17 protein-coding genes are annotated in these 25,063 nt (G+C 34.5%); 8 read left to right on the top strand and 9 right to left on the bottom strand.

Annotated elements, in window-relative coordinates; genetic code table 11:
• Positions 1-64: 64 nt before the first annotated feature.
• Positions 65-2,431 (bottom strand): GH92 family glycosyl hydrolase, encoded by a 2,367-nt coding sequence (locus ABJF52_RS16355; protein ID WP_348152688.1) that lies wholly within the window; start codon positions 2,429-2,431, stop codon positions 65-67.
• Between the two features lie 239 nt (positions 2,432-2,670).
• Between ABJF52_RS16355 and ABJF52_RS16350 the strand changes: the two genes are divergently transcribed.
• Together ABJF52_RS16350 and ABJF52_RS16345 are read left to right on the top strand one after the other, a co-directional pair.
• A complete protein-coding gene (locus tag ABJF52_RS16350; RefSeq protein ID WP_348152685.1) occupies positions 2,671-3,636 on the top strand; it encodes a D-2-hydroxyacid dehydrogenase in 966 nt (321 codons plus the stop codon).
• A 67-nt stretch (positions 3,637-3,703) separates the two neighbouring features.
• Positions 3,704-4,666 carry a metallophosphoesterase gene (locus ABJF52_RS16345; RefSeq protein WP_348152682.1) on the top strand — a complete coding sequence of 321 codons (963 nt, stop codon included), beginning with the start codon at positions 3,704-3,706 and terminating at the stop codon, positions 4,664-4,666.
• Positions 4,667-4,675: 9 nt separating this feature from the next.
• Here ABJF52_RS16345 and ABJF52_RS16340 read toward each other — a convergent pair whose 3' ends face one another.
• From ABJF52_RS16340 to ABJF52_RS16330, 3 genes are read right to left on the bottom strand one after another with little or no spacing between them, the layout of a single operon-like run.
• On the bottom strand, positions 4,676-5,854 hold the full coding sequence (locus ABJF52_RS16340) for a dipeptidase (RefSeq protein ID WP_348152679.1): 1,179 nt from the start codon (positions 5,852-5,854) through the stop codon (positions 4,676-4,678).
• Positions 5,855-5,866: 12 nt separating this feature from the next.
• Entirely contained in the window at positions 5,867-6,895 is a 1,029-nt protein-coding gene (locus ABJF52_RS16335) for a hypothetical protein (RefSeq protein WP_348152676.1), read from the bottom strand.
• A 22-nt stretch (positions 6,896-6,917) separates the two neighbouring features.
• A complete protein-coding gene (locus ABJF52_RS16330) occupies positions 6,918-8,189 on the bottom strand; it encodes an AGE family epimerase/isomerase (RefSeq protein ID WP_348152673.1) in 1,272 nt (423 codons plus the stop codon).
• A 494-nt stretch (positions 8,190-8,683) separates the two neighbouring features.
• Here ABJF52_RS16330 and ABJF52_RS16325 point away from each other — a divergent pair, with 494 nt between their 5' ends.
• Both ABJF52_RS16325 and ABJF52_RS16320 read left to right on the top strand, forming a co-directional pair.
• Positions 8,684-10,165 (top strand): Gfo/Idh/MocA family oxidoreductase, encoded by a 1,482-nt coding sequence (locus tag ABJF52_RS16325; protein ID WP_348152670.1) that lies wholly within the window; start codon positions 8,684-8,686, stop codon positions 10,163-10,165.
• Between the two features lie 62 nt (positions 10,166-10,227).
• Positions 10,228-11,301 carry a PmoA family protein gene (locus ABJF52_RS16320; protein ID WP_348152667.1) on the top strand — a complete coding sequence of 358 codons (1,074 nt, stop codon included), beginning with the start codon at positions 10,228-10,230 and terminating at the stop codon, positions 11,299-11,301.
• Positions 11,302-11,329: 28 nt separating this feature from the next.
• On the opposite strand, the gene ABJF52_RS16315 is transcribed toward ABJF52_RS16320, so the two are convergent.
• The 5 genes from ABJF52_RS16315 to ABJF52_RS16295 form a co-directional block, all read right to left on the bottom strand.
• Positions 11,330-12,907 (bottom strand): VCBS repeat-containing protein, encoded by a 1,578-nt coding sequence (locus ABJF52_RS16315; protein ID WP_348152664.1) that lies wholly within the window; start codon positions 12,905-12,907, stop codon positions 11,330-11,332.
• A gap of 109 nt (positions 12,908-13,016) precedes the next feature.
• Positions 13,017-14,132, bottom strand: a complete 1,116-nt coding sequence (locus ABJF52_RS16310) for a DUF5009 domain-containing protein (RefSeq protein ID WP_348152661.1) — start codon at positions 14,130-14,132, stop codon at positions 13,017-13,019.
• A 148-nt stretch (positions 14,133-14,280) separates the two neighbouring features.
• Positions 14,281-16,050 (bottom strand): RagB/SusD family nutrient uptake outer membrane protein, encoded by a 1,770-nt coding sequence (locus ABJF52_RS16305; RefSeq protein WP_348152658.1) that lies wholly within the window; start codon positions 16,048-16,050, stop codon positions 14,281-14,283.
• Positions 16,051-16,072: 22 nt separating this feature from the next.
• Complete coding sequence (locus tag ABJF52_RS16300) at positions 16,073-19,126, bottom strand: TonB-dependent receptor (RefSeq protein WP_348152655.1); 3,054 nt, start codon at positions 19,124-19,126, stop codon at positions 16,073-16,075.
• A gap of 137 nt (positions 19,127-19,263) precedes the next feature.
• The gene (locus tag ABJF52_RS16295) at positions 19,264-20,628 is read right to left on the bottom strand and encodes a Gfo/Idh/MocA family oxidoreductase (RefSeq protein WP_348152652.1); all 1,365 of its coding nucleotides are present in this window, start codon (positions 20,626-20,628) and stop codon (positions 19,264-19,266) included.
• A gap of 198 nt (positions 20,629-20,826) precedes the next feature.
• On the opposite strand from ABJF52_RS16295, the gene ABJF52_RS16290 reads away from it, so the two are divergent.
• From ABJF52_RS16290 to ABJF52_RS16275, 4 genes are all read left to right on the top strand, one after another.
• Positions 20,827-21,918, top strand: coding sequence for a substrate-binding domain-containing protein (locus tag ABJF52_RS16290; RefSeq protein WP_348152649.1), 1,092 nt, complete (start codon positions 20,827-20,829; stop codon positions 21,916-21,918).
• Between the two features lie 92 nt (positions 21,919-22,010).
• Positions 22,011-23,225: an amidohydrolase family protein gene (locus ABJF52_RS16285; protein WP_348152646.1), complete on the top strand. Its 1,215-nt coding sequence runs from the start codon at positions 22,011-22,013 to the stop codon at positions 23,223-23,225.
• Between the two features lie 3 nt (positions 23,226-23,228).
• On the top strand, positions 23,229-24,470 hold the full coding sequence (locus tag ABJF52_RS16280; protein WP_348152644.1) for an Nramp family divalent metal transporter: 1,242 nt from the start codon (positions 23,229-23,231) through the stop codon (positions 24,468-24,470).
• A gap of 19 nt (positions 24,471-24,489) precedes the next feature.
• A partial coding sequence (locus ABJF52_RS16275; protein WP_348152641.1) for a 6-phosphogluconolactonase occupies positions 24,490-25,063 on the top strand: 574 nt, incomplete at its 3' end.

The raw sequence follows: 25,063 nt of genomic DNA, 5'->3' as shown, positions 1-25,063 counted from the left end.
ATATTACCCTAAAAAATTACCTATGGTAAAATTTAACAGAAAAGCGTTAATATAGTTGAACCTTCTATTTTTTAGATAAGGAAGGAGGTAAGTCTGAGACACCCCACTTCGTATTCGGTTTAGGTCCCATTTTAAATTGTAAAGTTCCTCCTTTTGTAATTTCCTCATGATTTATCCATGTTCTATTAAACGATTTTCCATTTAATGTTGCCGACTGAATATATTTATTCTCTTTGGAATTATTAATAGCTTTAATTGTAAACGTTTTATTTTTAATCAGCCTCAATTCAACCTCTCCAAAAAGTGGACTACCAATGGTATATGTTGTACTCCCTGGAGCCATAGGATAAATTCCCATTGCACTAAATAGATACCATGAAGAAAGAGATCCCATATCATCATTTCCGGGCAGACCTCCCGGACCAATTCGATACATTTCTTCAGTTACTTGTCGTGCTCTAAATTGTGTTTTCCATGGCTGGCCTGCATAATTATACAAATATGCTACATGGTGCGAGGGTTGGTTTCCCTGCACATATTGTCCAATAGTACCAACTACTCCTACATATTTCGGTGGTGTAATAACCGGACTCATTTCAAAAAAAGTATCCAGTTTTTCAATAAATTGATTTTTAGTGTCAAATAGATTTATTAGTCCTTGTGGGTCGTGTTGTACAGACCAAATATATTGCCAGGCATTAGATTCCGTGTAATGGCGATTAGGTCTTCGACCAACTAATAATGGGTCAAAATATTTGTAATAACTATGATCATCTATTGTTACAATTTCTTGTTTATTGTCAGCAATTTCTGGCAAAAACTTACCATCATATTTTTTGGGTCTCATGAAGTTCGTTTTAGAATCCCATACGTTTTTATAATTGTAAGCTCTTTTTGTAAACAGTTCGTAATCTTTTATTTTACCCAATTCTTTCGCTAATTGAGCTATACACCAATCGTCATAAGCGAGTTCAAGTGTATTAGGAACTGCCTCAGTAACTTTATCAATAGGCGCATATCCTTTTTCTAAATAATAAGTTAGCCCAGATCTACCAGCCTCATGAGGTACAGGGTCTTTAGGAAGTTCTAATGCTTTTTTACGCATTGCTTTATATAAAAGTTCAATATCAAAATCACGATATCCTTTCATATACGCATCTACAATAACAGGAATAAGGTGATCGCCCACCATAGATTCACCATACACATTTAAAAAATGTTGTGCAGGTAACCATCCATAATTTTCTACTTTGGCTGCTATTGATTTTATATAATCATCAACGTGTTCGGGAGAAATTAATGTCATTAAAGGATGTTGGGTTCGGTACGTATCCCAACAAGAAAATGACCCATAAAAATCAAAACCTTTAGCTTCATGTATTTTTCCATCCGAACCAAAATATTTTCCATCTACATCTTGCGAAATATACTGTGACAATAGCGAATGATATAAAGCAGTATTAAAAACTTGTTTTTGTTCTTCTGTGCCTTCCTTTACTGTTATTTTTGATAATTCTTTATTCCAGATTTTTTTAGCATTATTTCTTACGCCATCAAAATTCCAATCGGGTATCTCTTTATGTAAATTTTTTCGCGCCCCTTCGATGCTCGTATATGAAATACCGACTTTAACTAATACTTGTTCATTTTTTTCAGTATGATACTGTACAAAAGCGCCTATCTTATCTCCAACCTCAGCATTTTTATAAGGGAAAACACTACCATCAGATTCTGGAGTTTTATAACTAGCATCGAAGGTGCCATAATACAAAAATGGTTTACTGAATTCTGCTACAAAATATACTTTACCAAGTCCGGCTGCTTTCGAACCTTCAATACGATTGTTGTCAATAATTTTTAATTCGGAAAGCTCCCCTTGAGTCATGTTTCCAATTTGATGTCCAACATCTAAAATAATACGAGAATTCATCGATTTTGGAAAAGTGTATCGGTGGAATCCTGCTCTTTGTGTAGCGGTTAATTCTGCAGTTACATCATAATCTTTAAGCTGTACAGAATAATAGCCAGGCGATGCAGATTCTTCTTCATGATCAAACCTAGAACGGTACCCAGCATCAGGATTTTCCAATGACCCCGGTACTATTTTCAATTTGGTACTAGTTGTAGGCATCAACAAAATTTCACCACCATTAACCATTCCTACCCCACTCCAATGCGTATGACTAAAGCCCATTATTGAACTTTCGGGATAAATATAACCTGCACAGTAAGTCCACCCTTCTGTGTTTATATCCGGACTTAAATGTACCAATGCGTTGGGTAATGATGCCCCAGGAAATGTATGTCCAAAAAAATCGGTTCCAATAAATGGATCTACATAATCAACAAGTTCTTTGGTTTGAGAATAGCTATTCTGACCAAGAATTAGGGTCAAAATAAAAGCACCAATTAATTTACAAGCGTGTGTCATGTGTACTAAGTTGCGTTGAGAAAAAATCCTAAAATTCAATAGTAAAATGCAAAGAATATTATTTAGGATTAAAGAATATTATCCAGTTAAACAAATATAGCGTACCCTTTTAAATTGAATGGTTAAAATTTAATGCAAACGCGATAAAATATCGGGAATTACAGCGAAAGCATAAACCTTATATTTGTAAAGAGCAGTTTTAAAAGAGACCATTTTTATAGATTAAAAACAATATTGAAATGAAAATAGTGGTGCTTGATGGGTTTTCTCTTAATCCAGGAGATTTAAATTGGGAAGGGTTAAAGGAAATTGGAGATTTGACTATTTACGACAGAACTGAATTTGCTGAAGATAAGATTATCGAGGCAATTGCTGATGCTGAAATCATACTAACGAATAAAACACCTTTATCCAGAAAAGTGCTCCAAAAATGTACTACGGTGAAATATATAGGTGTTTTAGCAACCGGTTATAATGTTGTGGACATAAAAGCTGCAAAAGGTTTAGGTATTGTTGTAACTAATGTACCGGTTTATAGCACAACAGCTGTTGCTCAAATGACTATGGCGTTGCTTTTAGAAATGTGTCATCATGTTGGTGAACATAACAATGCAGTTAAACGAGGTGAATGGGCTGCCAGTAAAGATTTTTGCTTTTGGAATTACCCTTTAATCGAGTTACAAGACAAAACCATAGGAATTATTGGTATGGGTCAAATAGGACAAGCTACGGCAAAATTAGCTGAAGCTTTCGGAATGAAAATTTTAACAGCCGGAAGTCGAAAAAAACCGGAATTAGCTTCAGACAAGTTACAATTTGTTACCATGGATGAGCTTCTCGAAAATTCAGATGTTATAAGCTTACATTGTCCCTTGCTTGAGACTACTAAAGGCATTATCAATGAGCAAAGTATAAAAAAAATGAAAGATGGAGTAATGCTAATTAACACATCTAGAGGTCCACTTATTGTTGAAAAAGATTTAAAAAACGCCTTAGACACAGGAAAAGTAGCATACGCCGCAGTAGATGTAGTTTCAAAAGAACCTATAGACCCAAATAATGTATTGTTAAGCGCCGATAATTGCATAATAACACCACATATTGCTTGGGCGCCTAAAGAGTCAAGGGCTAGGTTACTTAAGACTGCAATTGATAACTTAAAATCATTTATGAATAATGATTCCAAAAATGTTGTGAATTCATAATTCGATTTAAATCACTTACTATTTAATGTACAATAAAGACGATATCATTTGAAAAGCACAATGAATTATGAAAGGGACTGAAAAAGAAAATATTGATAGAAGAAAATTCATAAAAAACACAGGTTTAGCTGCTGTTGCAATCCCGTTTTTACAAAGTTCTTGTGAAGAAAAATCTTCTGTGACAAAAGATAAAAAAACTGAAGATTCTTTTGAGTTTGCTTTTTTAACCGACATTCATATTAAACCAGAAATGAATGCACCACAAGGTTTTCAAATGGCTATTGACAAAGTAAACGAAATACAACCCGATTTTGTAATTACTGGTGGCGATTTAGTATATGATGCGATGCGAGGTGACTTTGACAAGTGTGAACCGCTTTTCAATCTGTATAAAACAATGGCAAAAGATTTTCAAATGCCTGTTTATAATTGTTTAGGCAATCACGATTTATTCGCAATTTATGAGGAGAGTCCGGAAACCAAAGTACACCCAGATTATAAATATGGAATGTGGGAGCGTCATTTTGGCAAAACATACTATTCATTTAACCATAAAGGTTGGCATTTTATAACACTAAACTCTTTGGATGTAACGCCACAAAAAAGATACAAAGCTAGTTTTCATGAAGCACAACTCGAATGGCTAAAAGATGATTTAGAAAAAGTAGATAAGACAACTCCAATTGTTATCACTACTCATATTCCAATGATGTGCACCTATACCCAATTAAACGGTGGTAGTGGTCGAGTGGTTGAAAATGCACCAGAAGCGTTTAAACTTTTAGAAAATCATAACTTAAAATTAGTATTACAAGGGCATATTCACTGGAAAGAATTTGGTATGGTGAACGACCGTTTTCATTTTCTAACAGGCGGTTCTATTGCTGGAAATGGATGGAAAGGCAGAAGACACAATACCAAAGAAGGATTTGTAAAAATAAAAATTAAGGGAGGCGATTTCTCTTGGGAATATGTAGATCATGGATGGGAAGCAGAACGCTTAAAACTTGGAGTTGGATCAGAGAGCTGAAACAACTTATTATTTCAAATTTTTTAGCATAAACCGTTTTACATTTTCGCCCATAATAGCTTTTATTTCATCTCCATTAAATCCTTGATTCATCAGCTCTTCTACCAACAATGGCAGGCCTGTAATATCAAAAGGTGTGGTCGCACTGCCATCAAAGTCTGAACCCAAAGCGATACAATCAATCGATGCAATAGATTTAATATGTTTCATGGCATCTACAATACCTTTTATTAGCGGTGTGTTTACAGCTCCTTTAAAATATGCAACTCCAATTAAACCCCCATTCGCAGCTATTTCACGAACATGCTTATCCGACAAATTTCTTGAATTATCGAGGGTGCCACGAACTCCTGTATGCGAAACAAGAACAGGATCTTTACTTTTTGCCAATACATCATCTACAATTTTTGGTGAGGCATGAGCTAAGTCAATAATCATCCCTAATTCATTCATTCTCTGTATGACATTAACACCAAAATTGGTTAACCCTTCCTTTGAAACACCATGTGCCGAGCCACCGAGTTCATTATCAAAAAAATGAGTAGGCCCAAGCATACGAACACCTTCATTATATAACTTATCTAGATTCTCTATTTTTCCTTCCAGACAATGTCCGCCTTCAATTCCTAAAAAGCCACCCACAACTTTCGAATTCTCTTTTCTTAAGGCGATAAGTCTTTTGAGATCTTCAGAACTTTTAACTACAATAAATTCATTGTTAAAATCTGCCGCTTGTTTATGTAATTTTTTACTTTGATAAATTGCTCTTTTAAACAAACTAAACCAATTGGAAATAGGCCTTGCTTGTACAAAATTTAGCAAAGTAATATTATCAAAAGCATCGGCAGTATTCTCTGAAAAATTTTGTCCTTTTGGAGATTTTGTAACAATAGTAAATGCTTGTAACGCCACATTTGCTTCTTGCATTCTTGGGAAATCTACTTGCCCAACAGAATTTTTTATTGTTAAATCTCTACTCCATAACAAGGCATCGCAATGAAGGTCTGAAATAAAGTCAAGCGAATTGTACATAGAAAGTGCTTTATCTGATACACTATATGGCGGAGCTTGTTTTATTTTATTATGTTCCTTGTCTAATTTTCTAGGAACTATATAAACCACCGCTGCATAAATTACCACCAAAATTAATAGTGTTCCATAGAATATTTTCTTTCTTTTCACTGCCATTTTCTTGTACTATTATTTCTCGAAAATACTTTTTAGATATGCTATTTTCGCTAAGTATATTGCTGTTTTATCTTCATGAGATGAATAGTAAGACATAAATAAAATATCATCTTTCATCAATAATCCGGGATAACTACAATCGCCTTCACTTGGTAATGTTATTAGTTTGGTTGTTTTACCATTCAGCTCAACTTTCGAAATAATAGTTTGGGCTTTATTAGGTAAATATTCTCTTGTAGCACAAAGCATAACATTATTTTCAAGCAGCATTAAATCTGGTCCGCCAAGTCTTTTTTCCAAATCATTCCAATTCCATTTATTGTATGGAGGAGCACTAATTCCAATAGCTCCGTTATAGCGACTACCTCTGCGAACCACAGCAATCATTTCATTTTTATTATTAAATCGAAGCGTAGTTTCATTGCCTTCAATAACATCAAAGGTAGTTATGAATTTATAATCAATACCATCATCACTTACCATTAACTGCACCGACTTTTCTTTTTTGGGTTGATACACACCTGCATACACTTTTCCATTATGCCAGGTTGCTCTCCATAGCCAATCTGTTCCTGTTTTAATTTCTGAATCTAAATTTACATTTGCTGCTTTGGAAAATGAGTTTCCTTCACTATTACTAAAACTAACCTTTGGTGACATTGAAGTTAACTTCCCTTCTGTATAAACTGAACCTCCAATGTTAAGCATGATTTTATTATCTGGTGTAATTGATAATTGTGGATCTCTAAAATCTATTCCTTGCTCAAATAAATGTGCCACTGATTTCCAATTTTGTCCATCTTCTGATGCTATTACTCGTATACTGCCATTAGAATCGTTTACATGGCCATTACTTTCTCTAAAGGCACAATATAACGTTCCATTAAAATCTATTAAAGAGGTAAATGCGTTGTGAGCACCCCTATCCCAAATACGCTCAACAGACAAAATAGCCTCGCGCTCTGGAGTATTCTGAGCACCGGCAATTACCGGTAAAAAGAGAAATACTAACGCATATAAATAAGCTTTTAAATTCTTCATTTCAATACGTCTAAAATTTAATTTATTCTAACAATTTGTTCATACGTTCAATCGATTGTACAACTGCACGAAGGGTATGATAATTTATTTTCCAATTATGACTCATATGACTCCAAATAGGCTCACCCTTTCTTGTTAACAATGGAAGCCATTCTCCAATTTTATGGTCAATCATTTTGTCATAAACAAACCGATGTACATTTTCATAAACCGGCAAATATTTGTCTGACCCGTATACAATGCACGCCTGTAGTAAAGCAATAAGCATTTCTGCTTGTTGCCAAAATTCCTTTTCGCGGTCAGTAACACCTCCAGCATGGGAACCTTCAACATAAACACCTCCATATTCCCAATCGATACCATCTGCAAAGGCATGATTAAACTGAGTTTCAATTACCTTTCCATATTTCTCAAACGGAATATCCGCAATTTCCATAGCGTGCATTAATAGCCAAGCAAATTCCACATTATGCCCATAACTCGTGTTGTCTTCTGGAGAAGATTTTATTCCATCATCCGAAAAACGGTCCCAACCCCAAACGATATCAAATTTTATTTGTGGTGCAATTTTCCAATCGGGAGTAAACTGTGGAATCCCAGTTAAATACTTTGGATGAATTATTTTTTTTACTAAAACCTCAATTATCTCGAGTAATTTTCTTTTGTGTAATTCTTTGCCACTACATTCGAATAAGGTTGTAAACGCTTCCATTAAATGCATATGAACATCTAATGTTTTACGGTCACCTCCAGCAGCACCTGATCCCTTGAGTGTCCAATTATTAGTAAACATTTCAAAATAACCTCCATACATGGTGTCCGCTCCATATATTTGAAGTAAGTCAAAACATTTTTCAGCGTAAAAAAGACCGCGTTGATCACCAGATGCTAGTGTATATTCACTAAAGGCATAGATGATAAAACTATGTCCATATAGTATTTTTTCATCAATAAGCACATTCCCCTTTCTATCCGTTAACCAAACAAAACCTTCATGCTTATCATCCCACATTTTATCAATTACAAAATCAACCCCGTGTTTGGCATATTCTAAGCATTTTCCATCACCATAGCCAGCTCTATGGGCAGCAGCAAAACTATAAATACAACGTGCTTGCCCGAGCATAGACTTTTCATCAACACCTGTATCATTTCCGTCTTTATCAAAATGTGTAATAAATCCGCCATTTATTTCATCCTTGCATCTATCAAACCAAAAAGGAAGTAATTCTTTGGTTAAATGAGCGCATGCTTCATTTTTTAGATTTAGAATTTTGTCTCGAGTCACATCCATCTTAAAGGACTTTCGTAATCAATTTGGGATTCATTTAAAAACTTTGCGAATATGTTTTGGAATTTTATATAGCTTTAAAAAAGCTTGTATTTCTTTACTATAAAAAAAATTATTCTTACCTCTTCAATCCCTGATATCATTTTGGTTCTGTCAATTTAGACATGATCTCACATAATAAATTATGAAAAAAATGAGCCATACACTAGGGAAATTGTAACAGGGTGCTAACAAATATAAGATTTAGCATATGCTTTATTTCTTCTATTTTATCGGGTTTACATCAAATATTAACTCTAAACTAAGAAGCAGGTAAATCGTAGTTGTTTTATTACGACAAGGTTAAATGTTTATGTAAAATCAGCAAGATTAACGAAGTACAGAGCTTATATTTTTATTTAATTTGTTAGGCTCACAATTTGAATCCTTTCCACAACAACCTAACTTAGGAATTCAACTTTTGAACACTAAATCAACACAATTAAAATAAAACAACAATGAAGAAAAGTATCTCAAGAAGAAAATTTATTAAAAAAAGTTCTGTAGGAATAGCAGGTGTTTCCATGCTCTCTACAAGTGCAGCTTCCTATAGTAGAATTCTTGGTTCGAATGATTCCATTCAAATGGGAATAATTGGTATTCGCGGAAGAGGTGGCAGCCATATCAACAACTTTGGCAAAATGAAAAATGTTCGGATAAAATATCTTGTAGATATCGATGAGAATCTATTTAAAGATAGATTAGATGAAATTGAAAAATTTGCTGGCTATCGTCCAAAAACTGAATGGGATATGCGTCGAATTTTTGACGATAAAGAAGTTGATGCTGTTTCTGTTGCTGCTCCAAATCATTGGCATGCACTTTCTACCATTTGGGGAGCACAAGCGGGAAAACATGTTTATGTGGAAAAACCATCTACCCATAATGTGTTTGAAGGTAAAAAAATGATAGAAGCTGCCAGAAAGTATAATGTTTTAGTACAAGTTGGGTTTCAAAATCGTTCAATTGCCAATACGCAACGTGCGATTAAATTTATTCGTGATGGAAAATTAGGAGATGTATATATGACAAGAGGCTTGTGTTTTAAACCAAGACCAAGCATTGGCATGTACCCCGATGGACCGATGAAACCTGGGGAACAATTTAAAATGAATGTTGAATCTGGTGGTTTTGAAACACCCTATACTGAAGCATATCTTAAAAATGTGCATTACGATATGTGGATAGGACCTGCACCAGAAAAGCCATTTAATAGAAACAGATTCCATTACAATTGGCACTGGAACTGGGATTATGGTAACGGTGACACAGGGAATCAAGGACCACACCAATTTGATGTAGCACGTTGGGCCCTGGGCAAAGAAGAACTTCCTACTCGCGTAAATTCTATGGGAGGATATTTTGGACCAAAATCAGCACAAAACACGCCAAACACACAAACGTCAATGTTTGAATATGCAGATGGTAAAATATTAGAATTTGGTACTAGAGGTATCTTCACAGATCCCGAAGGCGTTCTTTTGCCAGACATTAATATTACAGGTGGCGGCAAAGTATCGGCATCGAGTAAAGCATCTCCTGTAAAAATTGGTGTAATTGTTTTAGGAACTGAAGGTTGGATGCAAATTGATGCCGGTGGTAATTGGCAAACTTTTTACGGTAGAAACAATGAAGCTGGACCAACATCTGGAGAAAAAGATGAATCGTTCAATCCATTAAATTTAACCGGCGGTGGCGGTGAAGCAATTTTTGACAATTTTATTTCTGCTATTCGAAATAATGACCAATCAGAGCTGACTTGCGATATAGAGATAGGACATAAATCAAGTGTACTTCCATTATTAGCTAATGCGGCCTACAGAGTAGGACGAGAATTACAAATAGATGATAAGCATGAAACTTATGTTAAAGACAAAGAAGCCAGTAAATTATTAACTAGAGACTACAGAAAGGGCTATGTAGTTCCTGATAAAGTTTAAAATTAAATTATAGAAAAGAGGCATATGTTTTTATGCCTCTTTTTTTTTAAATAAAATTCGAAATGAGAACCATACTAACTGTTTTGACGCTTATACTTTTGATCAGTGCTTGTAAAGAAAAGAAAGCAGAAGTTGATGTTAAAGATGAGGAAACTACCATAAATATAACTTTAGACAACAACGAAACTGACAAAAAAGTAGATGTATTTGTGGGTGGTAAACTATTTACTTCATATCTATATGCTGATGATATTTCTGTTCTTAAAAAAACAACTCTATATCCAATTATTGCAGCAAACGGTGAAGCAATTACTCGCGGTTATCCATTAAACACAAGACCTAATGAAAGAACCGATCACCCACACCATATTGGGGCTTGGTTTAATTATGGGGATGTAAACGGACTCGATTTTTGGGGCAACTCGGATGAAATTAAAACACCTAAAGAAAAACTAGGTACAATTCGTCACGACAAAATTGTTAGTCAAAAAAATGGTGATGAAAGTTCAACACTAGTAGTTAGCACAAATTGGTTAAATCCGGATAATTCTATATTGATGAAAGAAGAAACAATGTTTGTTTTTTCCGCTGAAGAAGGAAAACGCATTATAGATAGAAATACAACTTTTAAAGCGCTTGACAAAACAGTTCTATTTAATGATACTAAAGAAGGAATGTTCGCCATACGTACCGCAAGAGAATTGGAACACCCTAGTGATGGACCAGTTACCTTAAGCGATGCAAATGGTAATAAAACAGACGTACCTGTTACCGATAATACTGGCGTAAGCGGCCAGTATTTAAGTAGTGAAGGATTGACAGGGACCGATGTATGGGGAACGCGTGCCAAATGGATGGCACTTACGGGCACCATTAATAAAAAGGATGTTACAGTAGTGATTATGGACCAACCCAAAAATGTCGGTTATCCTACATACTGGCATGCTCGTGGCTACGGTTTATTTGCTGCAAACCCTCTAGGTCCTAAAGCATTTACTGATGGTAAAGAACCACCGATTAATTTTACACTAGAACCGAATACCGAAGTATCATTTTCCTATCGAATAGCAGTTTTAGATGGAATAAAAGACAGTACTGAATTGGAGACAGAATTCAAGAAATTTACATCTAAATAGAAAAGGGTTCCTTTGACTTAAATCTGCTTTATTTAATCGTGTTTTCAAGAATAATAACAGAAGGACTTTCGGTAAGCCATCTTTTACTCAATCCAGTTGTATCACCTTTGGCAAGGAATTGAACATTAGACCCTAAGGCTAAATCAATATCGCCATCTGCATCTATATCACCAGCATCCATAACAATCCATCTGCCTTTAGAAGACGCTGTAAATGTAGAAGGCTCAAAGTTTAATTCGCCTTTGTTCTCTAAATAAACAAAACTTTCTTCAGGAGCGTTTAAGTAGTCAGGGAAATACGAAATTGATGCAATATCTAAATCTCCATCGAGATCATAATCATTTGGTATTGCTTTATAAGCCCCATTTTGCTGGAAGAAAAAAGTCTGTGTAAAATTTAAGTTGCCATCATTTAAAAAAATATAAACTCCGTGGAAGTCTTTTAAGAAAGGTGTTTTATCTGCATTATCTCCACAGACGTATAGAATATCATCAAAACCATCACTGTTGAAATCAACTAAATCGAAACTTTGACTTCCATTAAGTGGTGAAAAAGAAAGCAATTGTTTTTCTATGAAACCACCGTTGCCATCATTTTCAAAATAAAAAACACCCTCGTTTCCTTGAGCCATTAAAACAAAAATATCATTGTATCCATCAGCATTATTATCTTTAATAATAGTTTTAATGGCACCAGGGGCATTTTTGAGTGGGTGCGCCTTATAGGATCCGTTTTTTATGTTTTCGTACCAAACTAGTTTACCAGTAAGGTCGCCATATTCGCAAGCAAGAACATCTTCAAAACCATCAGCATTTAAATCCCCGTAAACCATATTTACAGGTCGCTGCATATTTGAAATTATTGGTGCATGCAGTTCGGAACGTTGTTTTGTATCGTTTAAAGTTAATTGTTGCAAAGCACCATCAGACAAATCATTGGGAAATATATTACGTCCAATAGTCGTTAGAAAAACAGTATCCTCTTTTTCATAATAATGAATTGGAGTATCTTTTAAACGTAAACTTTGTATCTTATTTAAATCGGAATCTAAAAATGTTAAACGGTTGTTGTTGCGTTTTCCATCACTAAAAACGATTCCTCTTTTGTCTGATAAAACTTTTACCATTGATGTAAATGATGGCTTGTCGGCAAATTTGGCTTCTTTATATTTAAAATGTTTTAGACCCACTTTAAGGGCTTCAATTTGTTTAGGTGGATTAATAGCTTCTGGCGAATTTTCTATATAAAATTCAACTATTTTTTGCCAATCTGCTTTAGCTATTAATGGCTTTTCAGGAAATATATTGGCCTTTTTAACAACTAGAGCGTTTCTAGGAGAACCTAAAATACTATCAGGCTGCTGTTTTCCATTAAAAATTCCTAATCGATTTGCCATTGCAGGTAGCACATCAAAATTCCAACTAGTTTTTGGTAATACTTCTGGTGCCACATAAACATGACAACTAGCACAGTGTATTTTGGCTAATTCTTGTCCGCTAAGGTTGGATTCAAGTATCTCTTTTTGTTCGGTACTTTTTTGCTCGTTTTTACATGCAGTAGAAAACAGTAAACATAATAAAAGAGATGACAAAACAAGCTTCTGCATAACTACTGACTTATGGCGTACAGCAGCAAAAATAAGGCATCATGCTTTATTATTAGCAACAAACTATTATATCATTGAATACAAAAAGCTAACTAAAAAATAGAACTTATTAAACTCTTAAAAATATCTTCTTTTTGTACAGATAATATAAAAAAAGCCATTCTAAAGCAATTACTCCTAGTATAACAATTACATTACCATACTCGCCGGCTGGTTTTGCTGCAAAGCCTAAGAAAAATCTAGATGCATGCCAGAAATCAATTATTTTTACCCCCATATATATGGTGATAGAATTCATACCAATTACCCTGAAAAAGAAAGTCCAGTTACGCCATTTTAGCACATCAATAACATAATAAAACAATGCCATTAGTAAAAAGCTAATTCCTGCTGTAAGCATGTTAAAAGTAACAGTCCAGATGTTTTTTACAATGGGATAAACAGGCGATAATAAAAGTGCAATTACAATTAACGGAATTCCGATACCGACTAAAATACTCGTCTTTTTTTGTTGTGAATTTACCTTGTTTCGAAGAATAGTACCCGCAAAAAACCCAAATAATGTAATTACAGTTGCAGAAACAATTGAGAGTATTCCTTCTGGGTCATACGTATCATAAATCAGCTTGCCAGGTAAAAATTGTTGATCTATCCAAGCGTTTATACTGCCTTCAGGAGTAATTACACCAGCTCCAAAACCAGGGACTGGGGTAAAAAGTTGTAATATGGTGATCCCCGTCATAATTCCGACCAACCAAAAAATTCTAACTTTGATATTTTTTGTATATAGGACAACCATTGAAGCGAAGAAGTAACCAATTCCTATTTGTGACAATACGCTTAAATAGCGAACATCAGTAAATCCATTTTTTAAAGCGCCGTTATAAATTAATCCAAAAAGAACCAACAAAACCATTCTTTTAAAAACCTTCTTGAATAAGATAGATTTTTCAACCCCTTTTTCCAATTTGCTAACTAATGCAAATGGAATTGCTACGCCAGACATAAACATGAATAAAGGGAAGATTAAGTCTTCAAAATGAAACCCTTCCCATGGTACATGATGCATTTGTTCTGCAAGAACTTCAACCCAACCCCACCCTGTAGCTTTAGCAAGTGCCCCTATCAAAGAACCTCCACCAATAATCCACAACATATCAAAGCCACGCAAAGTATCTAATGAGAGCAGCCGCTCTTTAGTTTCTAAATTTGGTTTGGTCTCCATATTTACATTTTTTGGTTTCTAAAAAATAAAGGGATGCTAAAAATATAGCATCCCTTTAAAACTAACTCAATCAACTCAACTCTCCAATTTTATAAATTATTATAAAACCATTTTCCATTTATTAATCGTACGAATAGTTTTTTTAGAATTACTCAATTACTTCTAATGGCGGCACATTTCCTGCATAACCATCATAACCATAATTCTGGTTTATTACGCCCAATGTATTGGCAGTAATTATATCAGACGGAATAGGCCATAATGCATGATACGGTTCCATCCCTGCTGTATTACCTAATAATGTTACTTGTTTTTCATAGGTTTTATTTAAGCGCATTACTCTGTCATAATAATAATTCTTATCACCAAAAGTACTTAGACTATAACCATCTAAATTTTGTTGTGCTAAAATATAAGATGCTCTAATTAGTTCTGAATGTCTTGGTGCTTCAGCAAATAATTCTCTAGCACGTTCATCAAAAATAAAATCTAGAGTTACATCTCCTGCATTTATTGGCAAAGCATTAGCTCTTTGTCTTACTTTATTTATATCAGTGGCAGCATCTGCCAATTGTCCCTTCCAAAAATAGGCTTCAGCTCTTAACAAATAAGCACCCGCCAATCTAAATAAATACCAATCACCATTTCCACCCATAGGTCTTGCAGTAGGGTCATCTTGTGGTACAAACATAATATAATGCGGCATTGCATATATGTATTTAAATGTATCAAGTTCTTGAGCGAAATAAGATTCATTCACTGGTGTGCCAAAGTCAACAGAAGCGGGATTATTGTATAATAATTCATCTTTATCAACCCAGTTGATATCTGATCGTCTTAAATCTTGCGTATTTTCCCATGTCTCACCACCATATTCCCATAACTTATATTGATAATGATGCGTTAGCCGGACATTACAATTTCCTCTACCTAAGGTATCATACATTACTTGACCGGCACCTTCAGTAATCATTCCTGGCGCACCTTGACTATCTAATACTGCTGGTTGAAACCATTGTGCATTGTAGTTACGCATCGTATAAAGTCCATCGGATCTAGCATCAGATGGAGCTTCATACCTATCAACCACTGCTAGTATAGTTTCTCTATTTTCAGCACTATTGAAATTTTTTGGACGGTGAAGATCCCAAATAAGGTTTCTATTCGCGTCTGCTAAATCAACACCAAATCTAGATTCCATTAATGAGTATGGCCCTTCAATAACTTTATTAATACTAGCCAAAGCTTTATCGAATTCGCTATTAGCTAAGTAAACCTTAGTTAGCAAATAATTTGCTGCTCCTTTAGAGATTTCTCCAGCTCCGGCAACTTCCGGCAACCATTCAGCGGCATACTCTAAATCAGTCTCTAATTTCGCTAAAATAGCCCATCGACTATGTGAATAAAAATCAAGTTTTTCACCTATAATTTCTTCATTTACGTAAGGCACATCTCCGTATGTATGAACTAATCGATAATACCAATAAGATTTGTGCCACAAAGCTTCAGCTAAAATTGTATTTCGGTCAGTCTCATTTTCCCATTCAATATCATCAATTCTAGAGATAGCTACATTTGCATTTTTTATATGCTCAAACGTAGTTGTGAAAAAATCTAAAAAAGGATAGTATTGTGATTGATTGGGCGTAAGTTTATGAAAATCTAGCTGCGACCACGGCGAAGCTAAATCAGATGCTGAATATTCAGCAGCGATAGAATTTAAATAGCCCGTATTCTCATTTTTTAGAGCTTTTCTTAGTGTAAAAAGCATCGACTCAAATCCATCTTTATCAACATAAACGTTTTCAGGACTGAAAAAAGATTTTGGCTCTGGGTCTAACCAGTCTTTTGAACATGATGTTACCATCACAAATATAACCAAACCTAATATTGCGAGTTGTTTTTGTATTTTTTTCATCTTTAAGGTTTTATTCAGGTTATTATAATGTTAAACTAAATCCTATTGAATAGGTCTTTGCCAGAGGACTATTTAATGATTGAGGATCCCAACCTGGCCATTTAGAAAAATAATAAAGATTTCGTCCAGAAAAGAAAAGTCTAGCATTAGAGATTCCATAACGGTCCATAATATCTTCTGGGATATTATATGACAGTGTTAGGTCTTGTACTCTTACATAAGAGTTTTTCTTATAAATTTGAATTCCACCTCCATATACAGTTGTATTTGTAATTAGTCGTGGATAATCATTGATTGGATTTTCTGGAGTCCAATAAGGAATGTTTACTTCATTTCTTCTGTCATAAGTATCACTTCCACCTTGTCTTAATGCATAAGAGAAAGCGCTAACTTGACCAAATTCACCTCTTAGAAAAATTGAGGCTGTAAAGTTCTTTAAGAAATTAAACTGATTTCGCATCCCGAGTCTAAAGCGAGGTTCTGTATACCCAATAAACTGTTTATCAGTTAATTCATCATATATTCCATCTCCATTAACATCTTCTACTTTCCAGTCTCCAGGTTCTAAACCTACTAATGCGGCCTCTGCAGCTTCATCTACTTGCCAAATTCCTAAAGTATTATAATTCCATATTTCATCAATAGCATGATCTGGAAACCATTCATTTGTATAATCTGGCAATTCTTCACCATTCTCATCAAAATCACCAAACAAACTGTTTATTTTATTTCGGTTTAATGAAAATGTAAGATCTGTTCTCCAAGTTAAATCTTCATTACTAATGTTAACCGTACTCAAGGAAACTTCTACACCCTTGTTCTCTAACTCTCCAAGGTTAGATAATATGGATTCGTAACCTGTTAATTCTGGCAATTTTCGTTCCATTAAAAGGTCAACTGTTTTCATTAAATAAGCATCAACACCTAAGTTTACACGGTTATTATATAAGCTTAAATCTAAACCCAAATTGATCGATTCTGTTTTCTCCCATCGTAACCCATAATTTGCTAAGGTACTGTTATACACACCTACCTGAGTATTTGTACCATCATAATAAATATCAGATTGTGTTTGAGCTAATGCGCCATAAATATCAATATCTCTATTTCCGTTTATACCCCATGAAGCTCTAAGTTTCAATTGAGATATAGCATCTACATTAAAAAAATCTTCACTTGAAACTTTCCATGCTAAAGCTACAGCTGGAAAGGTAGCTCTTGGATTTTCTTGTCCAAATGCTGAATACCCATCCCGTCGCACAGATGCTGTTAACAAATATTTGTCACCAAAAGAATAATTCAAACGGGCCATTGAAGCATCTGCATTTGACTGTGTATCATTTGTGCTTACTGCAGGATTTACACCATATTGCAATCCATTAAAGCCTAGATTCTCATTTGGCGTAAACTGTTCATTTTGCAAATAAGAATACCATGATTTATTCTGCTCAGCACTTTGCAATAATGTGAGATCGAAAGAATGTTCACCAAACTCTTTTTTCCAAGTAAGAATATTATCTAATATCCAGTTAAATGAAGAATATTCTTCTCTAGTAGCGAAACCACTTTGCCCACCTGTAACTGTTTCAGAAGACCAGAAATTATAATCTCTTGAAAACTCATATCTCGGTTGAAATGATAATTTATATTTAATTCCAAAGGGCAATTGAATATTAGTATAAAGCGTACTAAAAATGGTATTTATTTTATTCTCGCGATCTTGTCCATAATAATCTAATAATGGATTTTCAACAGTAAAATCATTTGGGTACCTTTTTATTGTACCATCTTCGTTATACTCCGAACCATAAGGACTCATTCGATACATATCAGTTAAATCGGCAGTAACAGAACTTTCATCCCTATTGGTATATTGGGTATTCATCCCAATATCCATCCATTTTGTGGGTTTGAAATTTAAATTCAATCGAGTAGTCAAAGCAGAATAATCATCTCCTAGAACAAGTCCTTCATTGTCCATATAACCCATTGACCAGTAATAAGTAGCTTCATCGCTACCACCATTAATACTCAAATCGTATTTTTGCTGTACGGCCCCTTTACGAATTATCTTATCGTACCAATCAACTGTATTTCCATTGATGTAGTTTTCTGTTTCAACAGGAAAGAATGTAAGTCTAGTTAACCATTCTCTTGTATTATCAGCATTTGGATTATTACTAGCATTTCTCCATTGATCAAGGGTAACACCAGTTGGTAACTGGCTTGGATTATTATAATAATAAGAAGGGGATTCTGTATCTAATGCTCTTTTTACATCCTGTCGAAACGTAAGATATTCCGATGCATTATTTGGAGCAAAATCATTTGTAGGACTAGACATTCCTAGTTGCGAAGTAAAACTAACAGTAGGTTTTCCTTTTCCACCACCTTTTGTAGTAATTAAAATTACACCAGAAGAAGCCCGTGATCCGTAAACGGCAGCAGAACTGGCATCTTTTAAAATATCGATCGATTTTACATCTGCAGGGTTAATATCTCGTAGACTACCATTGTAAATAGACCCATCCACAACTATCATTGGTTGGGTTGATGCATTTAAAGAATTAGCACCCCTAACCTCAATTTCACCACCACCAGCGGCAGTTGTACCCTGAGTCATGTTTAAACCAGCAACTGTACCTTGCAACATATCTGTAATTTGGGTCATATGCTGATCTTTGTAAGTATCAGAACTTACATTAGCAACAGATCCTGTTAAATCACTTTTTTTCATGGTGCCATAGCCAACGACTACAACCTCATCGAGTTCGGATACTTCTGTTTTTAATAAAACTTCAATGTTCGTTTGTCCGGCAACCGGAATTTCGGTAGTTCCATAGCCTATATAGCTTACAACAAGTGTTGCATTTGAGGGAATTTCAATGGTAAACTCTCCATCAAAATTAGTAAGAATACCATTGGTTGTGCCTTTTTCTACAACATTCGCACCAATAACTGGCATTCCATCCTCTTGATCTATAACTGTACCCGTTACTGTAATATTTGCGTCCTGAGCAAAAAACGGGGTTTGCATTAAGGCTAGGACAAAAAATAATAATAGGTTCTTTTTCATAATTAGTTTAGTTTGTTTCTCAGTTCAATATCAGTCATCATATTTTTCAATCACAACTCGGTCTTTAGCAATTTATAATTCATTGTTTTATTGTAGCATACTTAAAAATTAGAGGGTTCGTATTAGTTAATTTTTTATCACTTCCATTTCCATTCAGTGGGAAAATCCACTAAATCGTGAATGTTTATTTGTTCTTTTGTTTCTATTGATTTAACAGCGGCAATTCCAATTAAGCTTGACATTAGACCTGCCCTGGAATCTGCCATTTGTTTTAATTCGTCGGATTGATTGGGTAAGAAAATTTTATCTCTTAACTTATCATCAGAACCACCATGTGTTCCGGTATCTCGTCCTAAACCATAAGCCTTAGTACCTTCGAAATTTTTAGTTATCCTAAATTCAAATACATTTTCTACATCCCACGGCTGAGCATCATAAACCCGCACTTCTAAACGGCCCTTTTCACAATTGAATGCGATGTTTTGACCTTCATAAGGCATGTAAGAATTAAGGGAATAGCTTAATAAAACATCATTCTCATACGTTACCTCAACAGTCATAGCGTCATAAGAATCAATTTCAGTATCCCAAACACATCCATCTCGTAAATATCCATCTTCAGCCTCACCTGAGAGGTACAGTTCTTTACTACCATATGATTCAATATCCCAATAGAAATCACATTTAGATTTGAAAGAGCACGTTCGACAATTTTCACCTCGGAAAGAATTATTTTTTCCATAAAAACCTACTTTTCCATTCGCTTTTACAGTTACAGGTTCAGCATCCAACCACCAATTCATTTGATCAAAATGATGTGAAGCTTTATGCACCAGTAAACTTCCCGAAAATTTCTTTTTACCATGCCATCTTCTGTAATACGATGCGCCATGGTCAACATTTAAATATTCGTGGTACTCAGCAGATAGCACCTTACCCAATTCACCAGAATTTAAGATTCTCTTAATCTCTTCCGATTCATTACTAAATCGCGCATTAAATGTTGTTGTTATTTTTTTACCAGTTCTATTTTCAGCTTCTATCAATTTTTTTCCTTGATGAGCTTCTGTAACCAAAGGTTTCTCAGAAATAACATCACAACCTAATTCCATTGCTTTTACAATATATTTTTCATGAAAACAATCGGTGGTAGTTACTATAATAGTATCAGGTTGTGTTTCTTTTATCATTTTTTCAAAATCTGAAGAATGATATGTTGGCGCTTTTGTACCTATAAATTTTTTAGCATACGCCATTCGCCCAATATTCACATCACATAAAGCGACTAACTCAGCATTTTGGGTGTAATTTTCTACTATTGGTTTCGCCCAAGAACTACTACCACGCGTACCTGTTCCTACTAAGGCATATTTAATTTTTCCTTTTAGAGGACTTTTCAATTCATTTTTAAAATCACTAACTGATAATGAAAAAGGAGCGATTGCTGCGGCCATTGTAGAATTCTTTAGAAAATTTCTTCGTCCATTTTTCTGATCATTCATAGCCTAATATTCTTTGAATTTGATGAAGATTTAATATTTAGTTAACAATATTACAAAAAATGTGTACGCAAACAAATTTTTATAAAAAAATATTTTTTCCTACATTTTAGACTTACAAAACAGTAATTAATGTTAATTTTTGTGTATATTTGTGTAGGCACACATAATGTGTTTTGCTGATTTATAAATCAAGAAGCCGTGGACAAATCAAGAAGAACTACAATTCAAGATATTGCGAAATTTGTAAATGTTTCTATTGGCACAGTGGATCGTGTTATTCATAACAGGGGAAATGTATCGCCTGATAAAAAGAAGAAAATTTTAGAAGCGATTAAGATTTTAAATTTTAATCCTAATTTTCTAGCAAGCACATTAGCTTTAGGGAAACAACGTCATATATGCAGTTTATTGCCTTGTCCTGCATCCAAAAACAGCTTTTGGCAACTCCCTAAAAAAGGAGTGGAACAAACCGCTGTTGAATACAAGGATTTTGGAATTACTTACACGGCGTTCGATTACGATTTAAATAAAGAGTCCAGTTTTATTGAAAAGACATCGGCCGTGCTAGATGCAAATCCAGATGGAGTAATCTTAGCGCCGCTTTTCCGAGAAGAAAGTTTGTTGTTCATAAAAAAACTTGAAGAAAAACAGATTCCTTATGTTTTTATTGATTCATTTTTGCCTGAGCAAAAAAACCTGTCTTATATAGGGCCTGATTTGAAAGGCGGTGGATATGTTGCCGCTAAGTTGATGAGTTCTATATTAAAACCTAGTGATGATATATTAATTGTAAATCTTATTAAGTCTGTTAAAAACAGTAACTTAGATATTATTGAAAAAGGATTTCGTGAATATTTTGGTTCAACTGCGAACGAAAGAAATATTAAGTCTATTACTATTCCATCTATTGATGAAAGGGATATCAACATAGAATTAACCAAATATTATTTAAAAAATCTAGACACCAAAGGTGTTTTCGTCACTAACTCCAAAGCTTCATTAATTGCTAAATACCACAATATACATGAGCTTCCTGTAAAAATGATAGGATTTGATTTATTAGAAGAAAACATTAAAGAAATGAAAAATGGCACAATCGACTATTTAATCTCCCAAAGACCCTTTTTCCAAGGCTCTATGGCGGTTAAAGCATTGTTTCATTTTTTTATTTACAAAAAGATCCCGTCGAAACTTCAGCTAGTACCACTTGACATTATAATAAAAGAAACTGTGGACTATTACATGGATTTTAAAGAACCGACAGTTGGTAATTTTTTATCTAAAAACTGATGTTACTCAATTCAAACTATAAATCATTATGTTTGATTTGTTATCCTTAACAGGTAAAAACAACTTGCTTTAATTCAATTTTGAGATTATTTATGAGAACAACATCCCTTTTTGCCCTGCTATTTTTAATGTTAACAACAAGCTTTACTGTGCCAGAAAATTCAAATATTATCCAAGGCGTTCTATATTCAAATCATCAACTTGTAGGGATTGAAACTACAGATGGTAAGATTTCGAAAATAACTAGATTTGCAAATGATGCAAAAAGTTCAGAACTGTATCTCGCACCAGGCCTAATTGATGTACAAATTAACGGCTACATGGGCGTAGATTTTTCAGGCCCCGATTTGACCGTTTCAGACGTAAAAAAAGCAACCAAAGCATTGTGGAAAGCTGGAGTTACTTCATATTTTCCAACGCTTATAACAAGCGACATGAACCGTCTAAAAAAGAATTTCGCCATTATGGCTGAAGCTCGTAAAGATCCTGAAATCGCAAAATCAATTCCCGGTTTTCATTTAGAAGGACCATATATTTCACCAATTGCCGGATTTAGAGGAGCACATTTAGAAAAGTATATTAAAAATCCTAATTGGGAAGAATTTACAGCGTTACAAAAGGCTGCAGATAACGGTATTATATTAATTACACTTGCTCCCGAATTGGATGGAGCTATTCCCTTTATTCGTAAATGTGTAGAAAGCGGCGTTGTGGTATCTCTAGGTCATCACAACGGAACTGATCAAGATGTACAACTTGCAGTAGATGCTGGCGCCAGTATGGCAACACATTTAGGTAATGGTTGTGCAAATGAAATCAATAGACACCATAACCCAATTTGGCCACAATTATCCGAAGATAAAATTACCATTAGTGTAATTGCAGATGGTTACCATTTAACTAAAGAAGAGGTACGCACTTTTTATAAATCAAAGGGTGTGCATAAAACAATTTTAGTTTCAGATGCCTTAGATCTTGCTGGTATGCCACCTGGTGAATATGTACGTGGTGAGAGAACTTTATTATTAACTCCTAATGTTGTTAAACTACCGAAAGAAAATGTACTTGCAGGTGCCGCTTCTCCTATAAGTAAATGTTTAGGTGTATTTATGGACTTTACCCAATGTTCGTTAAAAGATGCTGTAAAAATGGCAAGTACTAATCCTGCAGAATTATTTGGATTAGATAGTATAGGCGAAATTGAACAAGGAAAACGCGCTGACATTATTCTTTTTAGTATGGATAACAATGAAGTGATTATTGAAAAAACTTATGTTAATGGAAAATTAGTTTATTCAAAAGAGTAATTAATGAAAGAGAATAAACTACTTAAAAAAATTCTTATAGGCATAAGTGCTGTAGGACCTGGCCTTTTTTTAATCGGATATAATATTGGTACAGGTAGCGTTACCACAATGGCCAAAACAGGTGCAGAACATGGTATGAGCTTATTCTGGGCCCTTGTATTATCCTGTATTTTCACCTACGTATTAATGGTCGCCTATGGTAAGGTTACATTGGTATCTGGAAAAACAGCTCTATTTAATTTCAAATCAGAATTTAAAATGGGTTGGCTACTTTCCTTATATATAATAATTGCGCTAATTATTGGAGAATTATTAGCGCTGATGGGTGTAATGGGTATCGTCGCCGAATTAGTACAAGAGGGAATTAGGTTAGCATTTGATGGACTAATTTTAAACACTGCTTGGATTATACTCTTCTTTGTAATCATTTTATTCTTTCTACTTTGGTATGGTCGCTACCAGGTTTTTGAAAAAATCCTAACCGCTCTTGTAGTTCTCATGGGACTATCGTTTTTAGTAGTTTTTGTTCTAGTAAAGCCCAGTTTATCATCTATTTTGGAGGGAATGATTCCTGGAATTCCTGACACTCCAGGAGCGTTGGGACTTGTGGCCGCTATTACGGGCACTACTTGTTCTGCAGCTGTTTTTATAATGCGAAGTACCGTTGTCTCAGAAAAAGGATGGGGAATTCAAAATTTAAAGGAAGAAAAAAAGGATGCTGCAGTTTCCGCTTCAATGATGTTATTATTGAGTGGAGCAATAATGGCGGTAGCTGCAGGAACACTGCACATATCAGGCCTTCGGCTTAATAATACAATAGATATGATTGCCTTATTCGAACCTATTGGAGGTAAGCTAGCTGCATTCACATTAATTATCGGTATAGCTGGAGCAGGAATTTCCACTATATTTCCTATTGTATTAATTGCACCTTGGTTAATCGCAGATTACCGAGGAACACCGAGAAATATTCATTCTACGCAATCCAGAATTTTAATATTTGGAGCTTTATTATTCACTTTTGGTTCCGTTTTTTTAGCAGAAAGACCCCCTGCACTTATGGTTTTTTCACAGGCATTCCAGGCTTGTATTCTTCCTGCTGTTGCAATTCCAATATTTATCTTGATAAATAAAAAAACGCTCATGCAACAACATAAAGCAGATACAAAAATGAATATAAGTATTATAGCTGTAATACTCTTTTCAGTAATAACTTCATGGTTTGCAATAGCTGAATTTTTATAAATAATAAACCACACAAAATATGAAAAACAACTTAACAATTGAAAACTTAAATGTATTCACCTTTGATAAACCTGCGGAAATGGGTAAAGCTGCAGCAGATTTTGTAGAAGAAAAATTACAAAATGCAATTGAAGACAAAGGGTATGCTAATTTGATATTAGCAACTGGTTCTTCTCAATTCCCATTTTTAGAAGAACTAAAAAAGAAAGAAATTGCATGGCAGAAAATTACAGTTTTTCATTTGGATGAGTACAAGGATATTTCGGATACACATCCAGCAAGTTTTAGAAAATATCTTAAAGAACGAATTTTAGATGATGTAAAACCTAAAAAGATATTTTTCTTAAATGGAGATGCCGATGATATTGAAAAAGAAATGGAAACTTATTCGAATGAATTAAAAAATCACCCCATAGACGTTGCATGTATTGGCATTGGAGAAAATGGCCATATTGCTTTTAACGATCCACCGGTAGCCGATTTTAACGACCCTAAATTAGTAAAGGTTGTTGATTTAGATGAAGATTGTAGAAAACAACAACTTGGAGAAGGATGGTTTCCAACCCTAGAAGATGTGCCAAAACAAGCACTAT

This window comes from Aurantibacter sp. (assembly GCF_039941195.1).
GTDB lineage: Bacteria > Bacteroidota > Bacteroidia > Flavobacteriales > Flavobacteriaceae > Aurantibacter_A.
Note: the sequence above shows the minus strand (reverse complement) of the source record. Positions and strands in the feature narration are given on the sequence as shown.

Excerpts from the sequence above, each read along its gene's own strand:
- ABJF52_RS16355 (WP_348152688.1), bottom strand. The coding sequence starts at position 2,431 with ATGACACACGCTTGTAAATTAATTGGTGCTTTTATTTTGACCCTAATT.
- ABJF52_RS16310 (WP_348152661.1), bottom strand. The coding sequence starts at position 14,132 with ATGGAGACCAAACCAAATTTAGAAACTAAAGAGCGGCTGCTCTCATTA.
- ABJF52_RS16325 (WP_348152670.1), top strand. The coding sequence starts at position 8,684 with ATGAAGAAAAGTATCTCAAGAAGAAAATTTATTAAAAAAAGTTCTGTA.
- ABJF52_RS16350 (WP_348152685.1), top strand. The coding sequence starts at position 2,671 with ATGAAAATAGTGGTGCTTGATGGGTTTTCTCTTAATCCAGGAGATTTA.
- ABJF52_RS16295 (WP_348152652.1), bottom strand. The coding sequence starts at position 20,628 with ATGAATGATCAGAAAAATGGACGAAGAAATTTTCTAAAGAATTCTACA.
- ABJF52_RS16330 (WP_348152673.1), bottom strand. The coding sequence starts at position 8,189 with ATGGATGTGACTCGAGACAAAATTCTAAATCTAAAAAATGAAGCATGC.
- ABJF52_RS16320 (WP_348152667.1), top strand. The coding sequence starts at position 10,228 with ATGAGAACCATACTAACTGTTTTGACGCTTATACTTTTGATCAGTGCT.
- ABJF52_RS16280 (WP_348152644.1), top strand. The coding sequence starts at position 23,229 with ATGAAAGAGAATAAACTACTTAAAAAAATTCTTATAGGCATAAGTGCT.
- ABJF52_RS16345 (WP_348152682.1), top strand. The coding sequence starts at position 3,704 with ATGAAAGGGACTGAAAAAGAAAATATTGATAGAAGAAAATTCATAAAA.
- ABJF52_RS16315 (WP_348152664.1), bottom strand. The coding sequence starts at position 12,907 with ATGCAGAAGCTTGTTTTGTCATCTCTTTTATTATGTTTACTGTTTTCT.
- ABJF52_RS16285 (WP_348152646.1), top strand. The coding sequence starts at position 22,011 with ATGAGAACAACATCCCTTTTTGCCCTGCTATTTTTAATGTTAACAACA.
- ABJF52_RS16305 (WP_348152658.1), bottom strand. The coding sequence starts at position 16,050 with ATGAAAAAAATACAAAAACAACTCGCAATATTAGGTTTGGTTATATTT.
- ABJF52_RS16300 (WP_348152655.1), bottom strand. The coding sequence starts at position 19,126 with ATGAAAAAGAACCTATTATTATTTTTTGTCCTAGCCTTAATGCAAACC.
- ABJF52_RS16340 (WP_348152679.1), bottom strand. The coding sequence starts at position 5,854 with ATGGCAGTGAAAAGAAAGAAAATATTCTATGGAACACTATTAATTTTG.
- ABJF52_RS16335 (WP_348152676.1), bottom strand. The coding sequence starts at position 6,895 with ATGAAGAATTTAAAAGCTTATTTATATGCGTTAGTATTTCTCTTTTTA.